At 42.9% G+C, this 13,256-nt stretch carries 10 protein-coding genes, 1 rRNA gene and 2 pseudogenes; 4 read left to right on the top strand and 9 right to left on the bottom strand.

Features of this window, described 5'->3' with window-relative positions; genetic code table 11:
- Nucleotides 1–3 precede the first annotated feature (3 nt).
- The gene (locus tag HFELIS_RS02995) at nucleotides 4–2,694 is read right to left on the bottom strand and encodes an AAA family ATPase (RefSeq protein WP_013469058.1); all 2,691 of its coding nucleotides are present in this window, start codon (nucleotides 2,692–2,694) and stop codon (nucleotides 4–6) included.
- Nucleotides 2,695–2,726: 32 nt separating this feature from the next.
- A complete protein-coding gene (gene lepA / locus HFELIS_RS02990; protein WP_013469057.1) occupies nucleotides 2,727–4,520 on the bottom strand; it encodes a translation elongation factor 4 in 1,794 nt (597 codons plus the stop codon).
- 75 nt (nucleotides 4,521–4,595) lie between these two features.
- Between lepA and HFELIS_RS02985 the strand changes: the two genes are divergently transcribed.
- From HFELIS_RS02985 to acpS, 4 genes are read left to right on the top strand one after another with little or no spacing between them, the layout of a single operon-like run.
- On the top strand, nucleotides 4,596–4,919 hold the full coding sequence (locus HFELIS_RS02985) for a hypothetical protein (RefSeq protein ID WP_013469056.1): 324 nt from the start codon (nucleotides 4,596–4,598) through the stop codon (nucleotides 4,917–4,919).
- Complete coding sequence (rsmD, locus tag HFELIS_RS02980) at nucleotides 4,919–5,503, top strand: 16S rRNA (guanine(966)-N(2))-methyltransferase RsmD (RefSeq protein ID WP_013469055.1); 585 nt, start codon at nucleotides 4,919–4,921, stop codon at nucleotides 5,501–5,503. The genes HFELIS_RS02985 and rsmD overlap by 1 nt, the downstream gene beginning before the upstream one ends.
- Before the next feature lie 12 nt (nucleotides 5,504–5,515).
- Nucleotides 5,516–6,064, top strand: a complete 549-nt coding sequence (gene fliL, locus HFELIS_RS02975; protein ID WP_013469054.1) for a flagellar basal body-associated protein FliL — start codon at nucleotides 5,516–5,518, stop codon at nucleotides 6,062–6,064.
- Nucleotides 6,061–6,420, top strand: coding sequence for a holo-ACP synthase (gene acpS, locus HFELIS_RS02970; RefSeq protein WP_013469053.1), 360 nt, complete (start codon nucleotides 6,061–6,063; stop codon nucleotides 6,418–6,420). The genes fliL and acpS overlap by 4 nt, the downstream gene beginning before the upstream one ends.
- Nucleotides 6,421–6,436: 16 nt before the next feature.
- Here acpS and HFELIS_RS02965 read toward each other — a convergent pair whose 3' ends face one another.
- From HFELIS_RS02965 to HFELIS_RS09200, 7 genes and pseudogenes are all read right to left on the bottom strand, one after another.
- Nucleotides 6,437–7,267, bottom strand: a complete 831-nt coding sequence (locus tag HFELIS_RS02965; protein WP_013469052.1) for an HpaA family protein — start codon at nucleotides 7,265–7,267, stop codon at nucleotides 6,437–6,439.
- A gap of 424 nt (nucleotides 7,268–7,691) precedes the next feature.
- Nucleotides 7,692–8,522: a hypothetical protein gene (locus HFELIS_RS09300; protein ID WP_013469051.1), complete on the bottom strand. Its 831-nt coding sequence runs from the start codon at nucleotides 8,520–8,522 to the stop codon at nucleotides 7,692–7,694.
- 212 nt (nucleotides 8,523–8,734) lie between these two features.
- On the bottom strand, nucleotides 8,735–9,349 hold the full coding sequence (locus HFELIS_RS02955; RefSeq protein WP_013469050.1) for a hypothetical protein: 615 nt from the start codon (nucleotides 9,347–9,349) through the stop codon (nucleotides 8,735–8,737).
- A 166-nt stretch (nucleotides 9,350–9,515) separates the two neighbouring features.
- A 16S ribosomal RNA gene (locus HFELIS_RS02950) occupies nucleotides 9,516–11,015 on the bottom strand.
- Between the two features lie 333 nt (nucleotides 11,016–11,348).
- A pseudogene (locus tag HFELIS_RS09215) lies at nucleotides 11,349–12,439 on the bottom strand (DNA methyltransferase).
- 62 nt (nucleotides 12,440–12,501) lie between these two features.
- Nucleotides 12,502–12,788, bottom strand: a pseudogene (locus tag HFELIS_RS09585) (ApaLI family restriction endonuclease).
- On the bottom strand, nucleotides 12,778–13,101 hold the full coding sequence (locus HFELIS_RS09200; RefSeq protein ID WP_269446227.1) for an ApaLI family restriction endonuclease: 324 nt from the start codon (nucleotides 13,099–13,101) through the stop codon (nucleotides 12,778–12,780). Before HFELIS_RS09200 ends, HFELIS_RS09585 begins: the two are co-directional and overlap by 11 nt.
- Between the last annotated feature and the right edge of the window lie 155 nt (nucleotides 13,102–13,256).

The raw sequence follows: 13,256 nt of genomic DNA, 5'->3' as shown, positions 1-13,256 counted from the left end.
CCCTCACAACTCACTCAGCATCACTTTTACACCCCCTAAATGATCAAAATCAATGAGGCATCTTAAACCATAATAATTTTCTAAATCAAAGCGTAGGGGCATAAGCACTTCATGGAGTTTTTGATCCAGTCCACTCATGCCAACCCCTTCCTTAAGCGCGTTTTTGACCAACAAGTGTTTAGCTTCTTGACTAAATTCCAAAACACTTCCTTCAGCCCTAAACTCTTCTTGGAAAGGTTTTAAACGGCGATCCAAAAGTTCTGTAAGCATCTCTATATCCACAGCTTCAAAGACCACACGCACAGAAAAACGGCGCAAAAACTCGCGCTTCATCCCGCATTCGATCAAATCCTCATTGCTAAATTGGGGGAGTTTTTCAGATGAGCTATTATCTTTCCACAACTTTTCAAAATGCCCTAAGACAATAAAGAGCATGTGATCGGTTTGCAGAGTGATAGTTTCTCCACTAGCTCGGCCTCCATAGTCAAAAGAAACAATCCCCTTTTCAATTACTTTTAAAAGCTCGTTTTGCACCCCTTGTCGCCATTCTTTATCATGCCAACTCCCCTGTCCTAATTTATCAATCTCATCTAGAACCAACACCCCCTTTTGGGCTTTTTGGATATCTTTGTCTGCACTGCTATAAAGCGTAGCAAACATTTGATTAGTTTCATTGCCAATATAACCAGTAGGTGTGAAAGAAGCGGCATTAGCAATGCAATAAGGAAGGTCTAGATATTTAGTCGCCATCTCGATTAAAAAAGTTTTTCCACTGCCAGAAGGTCCAATACAGATGGCGTTAGCTTTTTCTAAACTAGATTGCCCCCGTATGCGTTTGTAGTGATCGCTAAAAACTAAACTCATTTGTTTTTTGGCCTGCTCTTGTCCAATCACAAATTGATCTAAATACGCCTTGATGGCTTTGGGAGAGTATTTTTCATGGGAAGCTTGAGAGGTTTTAGGAGCAAGAGGAGGGGTTTTTGGAGCAAGAGATGTGAGCACCTCATCCTGCGCATTTTCTTTAAGGAATAAGTGTTGTGCTTGGAGAAATTTTCTAATAAAAGCCTCTCTATCATCAAAAAACAAAGCCTCCATCTCTATATCTATACCTATAGTTTTGGCATACCACTTAGCAAACCCTTCTGCTAAGGCTGTTTTTTCCGTGAGAAATTGACTTTGATCTTCGATCTCCAAGTTAGTCTTTTCTTTAAGAAATTGATCCTGTGCTCCTAAAATCGTCCGTATAAAAGCCTCTCTATCATCAAAAAATAAAGCCTCCATGTTTGCATCTATCAGATGCAAACAGTGCAATATAAAATCCTCCTGCAAATCTGTGCTCAAGAGGGGGAATTTTGAGGGGGCGCGCGGTGTGGGGGGCGTGTAGGTGGGGATGAGATCACCCAAAGTGCTTAATATTTCCTCTCTTTCTTTTTGACTACGTGTTGAAAAACTTAAAAGAAAGCGCACAGCCTCTCTATTATTGGGTTGTTCGCTTAAAAACACATGGGGTTTAAAATCGGGATTGGGCGCAATCACAACACGCTTGTCTTCTTTAAAGAGGGCAAGAGGCAAATTTAACTGGTCTATGAGCGCCCATGAAATAGGACCTTTTAGGGAGCGATAGTCATGATAAAAAGCTCCCTCAAAATCTTGGGCTTGTTTGGGGTCTAGACGGGCTAGTAATTGATCGCAAATAGCCCTTGTTTCCAAAGACCCGTTAAAAATTTCCAACAAGCGTTGAGCGATCCATATCCATAAAAGTTGCTCTATGTAGTAGTGATCTTGTCCTTGTAGTGTAAAGTGGTATTTTTTTAAATAGCTATCTTCTTTGGGCTGATCAAGTTTATAATCTACCATGCGCTCAGGGGTGAGCACGCCATGGTATTTTTTCAAACAGAGTTTAGCGAGCTGTTTGCGCACCTTGCGCCTGAATTTAGGCTTTCGCTCTGGGCGTACAAAGCCATCTATTATGCCCGCCAAATCTTTTTGAAGTGTCTTGATAGCTCCTGATAAAAGCGTGTTTAAAAGTTTAGGGTCAAATTTAGGCAAATTAGATAGAGGCGTGTAGGTGGTTTGGAAGATATAAGTATCGCCCCAGCGGTATTTTTCTAGAGCAGGAGAGAGAGCTTTGGGGAAAAGGCGCAAAGATTTGAGGGGAATTTTTACCTGAGAATTAGTTTGATTACAAATTTTCTCAATCTCGATCTCAAGGGAGAAAGACCATGCTTGCAACGCCTCTTCATGCAAACGCTTATCAAAATCTTTTTCTTCTTCTGTATTTAACAAGGCTAGATGGGCCATCATCTCATATTGAGAGAATTTTGGATCAAGATGGGCATAGGGCTTATAGAGATCGATCAAAAAATCGATCACTTCTAGACTATTTTCAAAAATAATCTCCTGCTGGACAGCCTGTCTCTCTCTACTAATGCCTCCAAAAAAGTAATAGGCTCTGTAGGGGTATTCTTGCAACCATTCTAATTCCTCTGCCCCTTCCAAGACATAGCGATCTTGATCTTCTGCGATCTTCTCCCAAGCTAAATGTGAGCCTTGAGCTTGGTGAAAGGGTGTTAAGGTAACCCAGCCGAAGTTTTTATAGGCGTGATCAGCCATCCAAGCCAAACAACCCGCTCTCTGCAGGATCAAATACCTTTTGAGTTCGTAAACATCCATGTCTTTTTTAGATTGTCCCACGCACACCCCCTTAAATAAGGTCTCTAACTTCTCTAATCTACCTTCAAAATCGCCAAAAACGCCTCTTGGGGCAAATGCACCTTACCAATGGCTTTCATGCGTTTTTTGCCCTCTTTTTGTTTTTCTAGCAGTTTGCGCTTACGGGTGATGTCCCCCCCGTAGCATTTCGCCGTAACATTCTTGCCTACAGACTTCACGGTTTCGCGCGCAATGATCTTATTACCAATGCTAGCTTGAATGGCGACCTCAAAGAGCTGACGGGGGATCAAGGTTTTCATACTCTCTACCAACGCCTTGCCCTTTTCATAGGCCTTAGAGCGATCCACAATAATACTTAGCGCGTCCACCACCTCAGAAGCCACGCGGATATCTAGCTTGACTAAATCTCCCTCTTGGTAATCAATAGGTTCATAATCAAAACTCGCATAGCCCTTGGTGCAAGATTTAAGCTTGTCGTAAAAATCCATCACAATTTCATTACTAGGGATCGCATAAGTCAACAACACGCGGTTTTGATTTAGGTATTCCATTTTCTCTTGCACTCCGCGTCTTTTGTTGAGCAAACTGATCAAATTACCCAAATACTCGCTAGGGGTGATGATGCTCGCACGCACAAAGGGCTCTTTAATGCGGGCAATACTCCCCTCAGGAGGCAATTCGCTAGGGTTTTGCACCATGAGCACCTGCCCATTTTGCAAATGCACTTCGTATACAACGGTGGGTGCAGTGGCGATCAAATCTAGTTTAAACTCTCTCTCTAGGCGTTCTTTGATCACCTCCATGTGCAAAAGCCCCAAAAACCCCACCCGAAAACCAAAACCTAAGGCTACGCTACTCTCAGGTTCAAACTGCAGGGCAGCATCGTTAAGCTGGAGTTTAAGTAGCGCATCTCTTAGGGCTTCAAATTGATCGCTCTCAATGGGGTAAAGCCCGGCAAAGACGAAAGGCTTGGCTGGAATAAAGCCCTCGATAGCTTGCGCGGTGGGGGTATGCGCGTCTGTGATGGTGTCGCCTACGGCAATGTCTGTCAAGTTTTTAGACCCCAAGGCAATGATGCCAATCTCACCACATTCCAAAGTGCGGGTTTCGATTCTGTGCAGAGGGTGGGGGTAGTAGAGTCCTAAGACACTATGGCGTTTTTGACTCCCCATCACTAAGACCTCTTGACCCACTTCTAAGCGTCCCTCTTTCAAACGCACCAAAGCCAACGCACCTAGATAATTATCAAACCAAGAGTCGTAAATGAGGGCTTTGGGCGAGGCGGTTGGATCGCCTTTTGGGGGGGGAATTTGGGTGATGATTTTTTCTAATAGTTCAGTGATGCCTAGTGCGTTTTTGGCACTCACACAAGAAGCCTCTGAGCAATCCAGCGCGATGGTGTCCTCAATGTCTTGTTTGATCGCGTCCACATCGGCATTGGGTAGGTCGATCTTATTGAGCACGGGTAAAATCTCTAGGTGGTTGTCCATCGCGATATAGACATTAGCTATTGTCTGCGCCTCCACACCCTGAGTGGCGTCCACCACCAATAACGCCCCCTCACAAGCGTGCAAAGAGCGCGACACCTCATAGCTAAAATCCACATGCCCGGGGGTATCGATGAGATTTAAAATGTAATCTACCCCCTCAAAGCGGTAATTCAAACGCACAGACTGGGCTTTGATAGTGATCCCGCGCTCTTTTTCAATGTCCATGGTGTCTAGGACTTGGTGAGTCATCTCGCGCGCGTCTAAACCCTTGCAAGCCTGAATCAAACAATCGGCTAAAGTGCTTTTGCCATGATCGATGTGGGCAATGATAGAAAAATTGCGGATGTACTTTTGCACAGATTCCCTTAAGGTAAGCGTTTTCAAACTCAAGATGTGCTAATAATAGCACAGAATGCGCGCAAAAGAAGAAAGATGAAAATAGCCCTAGATTGCCACTCTTTGCTTTTAACGCATGTATTAGAATCTTATTTGCAAGATTTTTTGAGCACGCCAGAAAATTGCGATTTCATTTTGAGCGATCATAGGGTGGATAAACCTGTAAAAACAACTTATCTTATTGGTTCAGGAGATGATTTTCACATTGGCGTGCCCTTCACGCGTGAAAGTCTCTTAGAAGGTTTACAAGAACTCTATAGTCAAAAAGTCCAAGCGGAGAGCCTAGAGAGCAAAGTGCAAGGCTTGTTGAGCGAATACACTCGTAAGCTCTTGGATTTAATTCAAGAGTATCGCCCCTAATGTCTCAGCCTTCTTTACCGGTTTTGCGCATTTTAAGCGGGGCGTGCAAGGGATTAGCTTTGCACATGCCCTCCAGACAAACCACCCGCCCTACCAAAGCAGTGGTGCGCGCCTCATTATTGAATGTCTTGCGCCCCATTATTGCCACAAGTGCCTTTGTAGAAGTGTTTGGAGGGAGCGGGAGTGTGGGGTTAGAGGCCTTAAGTTGTGGGGCACAAGAGGCGTTGTTTTTTGAGCAAGACAGGGAGGTTTTTACTCTTTTGCAAGAAAACATCCGCCTTTTCCAAAAGAGATTGAAACAGCCCTTAAAAGCGCAAGCCATTCAGGGAGATAGCTTGAAGCTATTGCCACAATACCTCCATTCTTTGAGCGCGGCACAGATAATTCTCTATTTAGACCCTCCTTTTAACATGCCTTTGCAAGCTTGCTTTGTTTGCCTAGAAAATGTGCAAATACCCCCCTCCAGCGTGATTATCTTTGAACACCAAAGTCAAGAGATCATGCCTAGAAATCTAGTAAGCTTTAGTATAATCAAACAGAGCAAATTTGGGCGCACTAGCTTAAGTTATTATTCTAAATCATAAAAAGGACTCTAAATGCCAGAAGAAGCAAAAGCTCCTAAAAAGAGTAAGGCCATGTTGTTTGTTGTGATGGGGGCGGTGTTGGTGATGCTCATTTTAGTGGGTGTGATTGTGTTTTTGTTTATGAGCAAAAATGCTGAACCCAATGGGAATGCGCCCAAGAGTGGCGGAGCAGCTGCACAACAAATGCGCAACGCACAAATGAATAATAATACCGATGAAGGCTCCTTGATGGTGCGCTCTTCAGATTATCTGTCTTTGGGGCCACTCTACCCCCTCACCGGAGCTTTTGTGGTGAACCTGATTAGTCAGAATGGACGGCGTTATTTAAAAGCTAGTGTGTCTCTTGAGCTCAATGATGCTAAATTGCTTGAAGAGGTTAAAGTTAAAGAGACAGCGATTAAAGATACCATTATTGAGATTCTTTCCTCGAAGTCTGTAGAAGAGATCACCACCTTAAAAGGCAAAAACAGGCTCAAAGAAGAAATTCGTAGCAATATCAATAGCTTTTTGATCGATGGTTTTGTCAAAAATGTCTTCTTTACAGATTTTGTGATTCAGTGATTGGGATTGATTTAATTTCTATAGAGCGTATTTCTAAGGCACTCGATCGTTACCAGCAGCATTTTCTAGATCGTTTCCTCTCTCCTTACGAGCAAACTCTTTTTGTTAAGCCTGCTAGCCTGGCCGGGGCGTGGGCAGCTAAAGAGGCTTGCTCTAAAGCTTTAGGCGTGGGCATAGGCACGCAGTTAGGCTTTTTAGATATCTGTCTTAGTAAAAATATCAAAGGTGCCCCCCTCATTTCTCTTATCCCAAGCAAAATGGTTTTTTTTCGTTTACAAAGCCTGCATTTGAGCATCACACATGATATGGGTTGTGCTATCGCTGTGGTTATGCTTTGCCCTACCTCCAATATTTAACAACCTTGCAGCAAAGCTATTTTCTAATTTGATCAATGGCTCTTCTGTATTGCTTTAAGTCAGCACCTTCAACCCAATCAATCAGCTTTTTGATCACCACTCCATAGACTTGATTGAGAATTGTGTGGATGGCATTGTCATGGTTGCTGTCTGTATGGTTGCGGCTATCTAAACTTGCTTCATCAAAGCTATCCAAGCTTGTTGCGCCACGACTAATAGAGTTTGCGCCAGCAAAACTATCAGAATTAGCTTGTTGGAAATAAGATAGGTGGGGGTGTGTGATGGCTTGTTCTGCGCCCACATTGATAGCAAAGTTATGAGTGGTCCTTCCGGTTTTTGGCTCAAAGAATTTGAACAAAACCGCTCCAGCGCTTTGATCCACCGTGCTTTTCATATTTGTATCTTCCGGATGCTCTGTGTTGATGTCGGCATCTTCTAGTATGCCTACCCATCCCCTGATTTTTAAAATAGTGTAGATGTTATTCTTTTGCTCTGGTGTTAGATTTTGCGCCGATGCTAGGCGTATGATGTTGTAACCCTTTTTTTGATAAATCTCTTGGACTTGTTTAATCAAGGCGTTTTGGAATTTCTGGATATAGGGCTGGACATTTTCATCTGCTTGAATGTGTGGGTCTAAAATAGCGATGGTGTGGTTATTAGGCTCCTCTTGTGCAATATCGATGGAATAATTAAAGTTTAGGGAGGTGGAATCTTTGATTTTTTTATCCGCGATTGCGCGCTTTTTTTGGCTATTTGTAGCTGTTGATCCAGTGTCTTTAGCGCAACTTGAAAGCACAAGGGATATTCCTGTGAGTGTTAATAAAATTCCCTTTGTTATTGTTTGCATGCGACTCCTTCAAATTAAAAGGTTGTTATTTTGGAATTTTTTATGGCTATATTAGCAAAACAATCCTTGCCTCTATTTAGCATATAGAATTGTTTTAAGCACAATTAAAAACGATTTATGGGCGTTTGCACTATTTATTGACTATAGTCGTAGTAGTAGGGGGCGTGAAAATGTGAAAAAGTGGCCTGAAGTGCGTTGTTTAGGGGGTTGTACTGAGGTTAAAATAAGGTTTATTTTGGCCACATTTGGCCACAAAAAAATTTTTAAAGGTCGTTTTTCCGCCCTTTTTTGGTCTTAATGGAAGAAAAATGTGCCTAAAAAGGCATATTAAACCTTATTTGGTCACATGGGTGTGCCAAAATAAGGCTCAAATTAGGTTAGTTTAAGCTAAGGGGTAGTTTTAGTGTTCTTTATAAGGGCGCAATCAATAGGTTGCGTCTTCATTTTGCATGTCCAAAATGACCTGATCGATGACTTGGCGTTGGGATTTTGTGAAGGTGTATTGCGCTTGCACAAGTCTTTTAACGCGGGTTAAAACCCGTGCATCTACGATAAAGAGGGATACAAACTTATGGTAGGCGGGCAAAGCTATGTACATATTTTCTTTGTAAATGTCTGCGCTATTGATTGCCTTATCAATCGTAAATAGCAAAATACTTTTAAGATGCTCAGATTTGAGGTGTCTGCGATCCAAATTCCAAATAAACTTCCGGTATATCAGAGAGGAGAGCATCCTGCGGGCATTAAAATAAGCGCTCTCTTTGGCACTAGTTTCGTTAGAAAAATCCACATCTCCTCCGCTGACTCCATAGCCCACTAAGAAATGATTCGATTTCACCACCATTACTTTATTATCCGGGATATCCTCCACTTGCACATTTTCCCATTCAATGTTTTCCTTAGGCAAAGAGGTGTCTTGCTTGGATTGTGGATTTGTAAGTTGCTTGTCTAAAGCGTCCATTTTTTTGGTGTTAGCAACGACAAGCGCGCTGAGTTCTTTAAGCGTGTTTTCAAGTTTAGCGTCTCCGGCGTGAGAGACCTCTGAAACTTCATCTTGTTTTTTTTCTTCAGTTTGAGAGGGGGGTGTGGGTTGCACTTCTTTGCGATCTTGTGGCGTGTTCTGTCGTTCGCGTTTTATTTCTTTGGTGTGGCGATCCCTCTCTTTGAAATCCGGTAGAGCGTCTGCGCTTTGATAAACACTGCATGCTGAAAAAGTTCCTAACATCAACGCGCTTACTAAATAGGTCCGTTTCAATCTATTCTCCTTACGCAAAATTCTAATTATACCACGCTCTACGCAATCGCATCTATAAGTCCACCTTGTCGTTACTTTGGTGGCGTGTATGGATGGATGAAAATATGAATAAAAGAAGATTGAGTGACCCAAGCAAGAGAGTCTTGAGTTGTGAGAGCGCAAAAACCCTTAAAAAGTTTCCCTAAAAAAATTGTAGTTATCTGAGATTGCCCTCACTTGGTTTTGATCAGTCCTTGTTCTATTTGGCACGCGATTGTTTGGCTCTTAGGGTCAAAATACGCGCAGATTTGACGGAGTTTGTCTTGCTTAATCCCGGCTAAAACCCAAACCTTTTTATCATTAGTCCATGTGGCTAACTTTTCTGTATTGACAGCGATGTGGTCATATACATCTCGTTCTAAGATGGCTGTTTTTGTTGCTGTCATGTCGCCCATCCCTATTATATTGCCTCTGTTATCTCGTATCACAGTTTGGCGCGCCAACTGCACTCCTATGAAGATCGTGCTCCAGTAATTAGGGCAACAAAAAATGTGTTTGCCGTCGTCAAGAGACATTTTAATGCCATGAAATAAATTTCTTGTAATCTGCTGTTGCGCTTTCATCAGGGCGATTTTGAGGGCAGTCGAGACATCTCCATTCACGATTTTAGCCTCACCCACGCCTAGCCCCCATCTTTTGTAACCTTTAAATGGCACGGCATCTAAATCCCCAACCACCCATTTAGGGGCGTTGGCAAACTGGCTCTTGTAATCCTGCGCTCCCTCTTTGGCATCCAGCATAACTGCTAAAAGGCCCAAAAAGACCAAAATTTTGAAAAAATGCCCCATCGAGAAATCCTATATTGATAAAAAGGGGATGGTACACCAAAAAATTAAATGAGTCTTAACAAGCTTCAAATTTTAACGATGGAAATTTTAAACAAACCCTTAACACCTAAGCAAGAGAGCCTTGAGCCTGCCTTAAGACAACGAAGTCTTAAAGGGTTTCTCTAAGAAAGGAGGTGATCCAACCGCAGGTTCACCTACGGTTACCTTGTTACGACTTCACCCCAGTCGCTGTGTGTGCCGTGGGCAGTAGCTACCTTAGCATCCTGACTTAAGGCAAACACAACTCCCATGGTGTGACGGGCGGTGAGTACAAGACCCGGGAACGTATTCACCGCAACATGGCTGATTTGCGATTACTAGCGATTCCAGCTTCATGCAGGCGAGTTGCAGCCTGCAATCCGAACTGAGAGATGTTTTTAAGATTGGCTCAACCTCGCGGCATTGCATCTCTTTGTACACCCCATTGTAGCACGTGTGTAGCCCTAGGCGTAAGGGCCATGATGACTTGACGTCGTCCTCACCTTCCTCCTGCTTACGCAGGCAGTATTCTTAGAGAGCTCAGCACTACCTGTTAGCAACTAAGAAAGAGGGTTGCGCTCGTTGCGGGACTTAACCCAACATCTCACGACACGAGCTGACGACAGCCGTGCAGCACCTGTTTTCAGGGTCTAGCAAGCTAGACACTCCACTATTTCTAGCAGATTCCTTCAATGTCAAGCCTAGGTAAGGTTCTTCGTGTATCTTCGAATTAAACCACATGCTCCACCGCTTGTGCGGGTCCCCGTCTATTCCTTTGAGTTTTAATCTTGCGACCGTACTCCCCAGGCGGGATGCTTAAGGCGTTAGCTGCATTACTGGGAGGACAAAGCCCCCCAACAACTAGCATCCATCGTTTAGGGCGTGGACTACCAGGGTATCTAATCCTGTTTGCTCCCCACGCTTTCGTGCAATCAGCGTCAGTATTGTTCCAGCAGGTCGCCTTCGCAATGAGTATTCCTCTTGATCTCTACGGATTTTACCCCTACACCAAGAATTCCACCTACCTCTCCCACACTCCAGAGTTGTAGTTTCAAATGCAGTTCTATGGTTAAGCCATAGGATTTCACATCTGACTTACAACCCCGCCTACGCACTCTTTACGCCCAGTGATTCCGAGTAACGCTTGCACCCTCCGTATTACCGCGGCTGCTGGCACGGAGTTAGCCGGTGCTTATTCGTCAGATACCGTCATTATCTTCTCTGACAAAAGGAGTTTACAATCCTAAAACCTTCATCCTCCACGCGGCGTTGCTGCTTCAGGCTTGCGCCCATTGAGCAATATTCCCTACTGCTGCCTCCCGTAGGAGTCTGGACCGTGTCTCAGTTCCAGTGTGTCCGTTCACCCTCTCAGGCCGGATACCCGTCATAGCCTTGGTGAGCCTTTACCTCACCAACAAGCTGATAGGACATAGACCAATCCTTTAGCGATAAATCTTTCCCCCGTAGGGTAGTATTTGGTATTAATCACCATTTCTAGTGGCTATCCCAAACTAAAGGGCATGTCATCTATGCGTTACTCACCCGTGCGCCACTAATCCGCCTAGCAAGCTAGGCTTCATCGTTCGACTTGCATGTATTAGGCACGCCGCCAGCGTTCACTCTGAGCCAGGATCAAACTCTCCATAAAGTTTAAATCCTAAACTGGCTCTGTGCTCATAGATTTCTCTACAAGCACACAAGATTACTCTGTATAGACAAGTTGTGTCAATAACTAGAGTTCTTTAGCCAAAAACAAAAATCAAAAAACAAATTTTGGCTACAAGACTCTCTTGCTTAAATGTCAAAGATCGTTGCGTATGAAGTTTTAGCTTTTTCAACAGCCTTAACTTTGGCAAAACGCGATTATAGGATTTTAAAGCTTAAGGGGGGCTTAAAGTATTAGATCGGTATTCAAAACACATATCTCGTACAAGCGCAAATAGGATCTTCTATATTCTATTTGCAAAATCTTTTTGTACAATTATCTACAGGTGAGCCTCCACATTGTGTTTTTAATGATGATCATGTTGTCTGGCACGGTTTCTCTTGTCAGCAAACCATCCACTATCAAAATCGTAAAACTGCAACGCCTTTTTTTGGCTGCTGCATCGAGTAAATGGATAGCTTCTGCAATCGACTCCTCTTGCTTTTTGATTTTCAAAGCAACAGGCGCGCCTAAATAATGCTTTTTAAGCAATGCGTCTATGCCTTTATTTCTTTGCACAATGGTGCAATCGAATTGATCAAGAATTGCTAGGTCGTGGTCGTTCTTTGTTTTATAGGCATCTACACCGACCTTTAATAAACGAGAATGTGTTTTGCAGGGTTTATCCAAACGCTGTTGTGTCAAATGGATCGCTTCTTGGCTAATATCTATGCCGATGTATTCTCTGTGTAACAATTTTGCGCTTACCAATGTCGTTCCACTGCCACAAAAAGGGTCTAAGATAATATCGTTTTCATCGGTGCTAATTTGAATAAGACGCTCTAAGAGCTCAATAGGTTTTTGGGTGGGGTATCCAACCCTTTCTTTGGCTTTAGGATTGAGAAAAGGGATTTCCCATACATCTGAGAGAGGCACACCTCTTTTTTCTTTAGCCATAACAATCGCACCCTCAGTATTTCTTTTATAGCGACACTTTCCCTTTGCATTACGCTCTCTTTGCTGTAAAATTTGATCGATGTTGGTTGTCGGGGAGTAATCCTTAAAAAGCGTGTTGAATTTGTAATGATCTGTTTTAGAATAAAAAAAATCGTTTGGTGGTTGGGAATCAGCCCTTTTTGCGCATTGGACCACCTCTTATATGTCCAAATAATTTCACTCCTAAAATTGTTTTCTCCAAATATTTTATCTAGCAAAACTTTCAAGTAGTGGGATGCGGAGGTGTCGCAGTGGCAAAAAAGATTACCGCTTGCTTTCAACAAACGATGCATTTCTTGTAAACGGGCCTCCATATAGCTAAGATAGGTTTCTTTGGATTCCCATAAATCTGCAAAAACATATTCTTTTCCCTGAGAATCTACTAATTTTTGTCGTTTTTGGCTGTAAAAAGGAGGGTCTAAATAGATCATGTCTATAGAATCAGGGCCGAACCCTTGCATTATCTGTAAACAGTCGCCCCTGTACAACATTTCTACCTTCTTGTTGTGGCGATTTTTTCTAAGATTTCCATCAGATTGATGCCCGTATAGTCCTGAATGTAGTCCCATGCTAAATCTCCATAATAATACTTGCCACCAACCCCTAAATATAAAGTTTCAAGCGTTTCTTGGATTTTTTTGCCTGCGCTCTTTGAGGATAGTAAAACATCACCCTAATTGGTTTGTAACCTTTCTGCTTAATCGCCTTGACACGCGTGTGTTCTTTGGTGATATGATCGCCATCTGTGGTCGCGTCTCTCCATTTAATTTCATTGGGCATCCTTATTAACAAGACAATCGATCTCAAAGGTTTTTGGCCTTGCACCAAGCGTGTTGGCAATTTTCATCTTTTCAGCCTCATTGTATTTGTGCTTAAAGCATGCAAAAGTAGCTTCTTCTAAGAACGCTCCGGCATGCTTGTATAAAAACCGCCCTTTGTTTTGGTATAGATCGATTAAATTTCCCTCCTTGTCTGATATGCCTAAAACTCTGTAAATTAAATAATGTGAATTATCATCACTTTTCATTTCTGTCATTCTAACATCGACCTGTTTTTTTAAATCTCTGGCATGTGTATCCGCTATCTTTTTTATTGCGTCATAGACTTTTGAATCCGCAGAAATATCCTTATTTGCATCTTTTACACTCTAAAAACTCTTGGGGTTTTTTGGGTATTACCATGTAAATTTAGCTAGTCTGCTTGGCTAAACGCCCGATCCCCCCTTCTTGTATGCGGTGGGCATGCCTA

This window comes from Helicobacter felis ATCC 49179 (assembly GCF_000200595.1).
Classification (GTDB): domain Bacteria; phylum Campylobacterota; class Campylobacteria; order Campylobacterales; family Helicobacteraceae; genus Helicobacter; species Helicobacter felis.
This window is presented reverse-complemented; position numbering and strand designations above follow the sequence as displayed.

Coding starts and splice junctions, on each gene's coding strand:
- HFELIS_RS02965 (WP_013469052.1), bottom strand. CDS start 7,267: ATGCAAACAATAACAAAGGGAATTTTATTAACACTCACAGGAATATCC.
- fliL (WP_013469054.1), top strand. CDS start 5,516: ATGCCAGAAGAAGCAAAAGCTCCTAAAAAGAGTAAGGCCATGTTGTTT.
- rsmD (WP_013469055.1), top strand. CDS start 4,919: ATGTCTCAGCCTTCTTTACCGGTTTTGCGCATTTTAAGCGGGGCGTGC.
- HFELIS_RS02985 (WP_013469056.1), top strand. CDS start 4,596: ATGAAAATAGCCCTAGATTGCCACTCTTTGCTTTTAACGCATGTATTA.
- HFELIS_RS02955 (WP_013469050.1), bottom strand. CDS start 9,349: ATGGGGCATTTTTTCAAAATTTTGGTCTTTTTGGGCCTTTTAGCAGTT.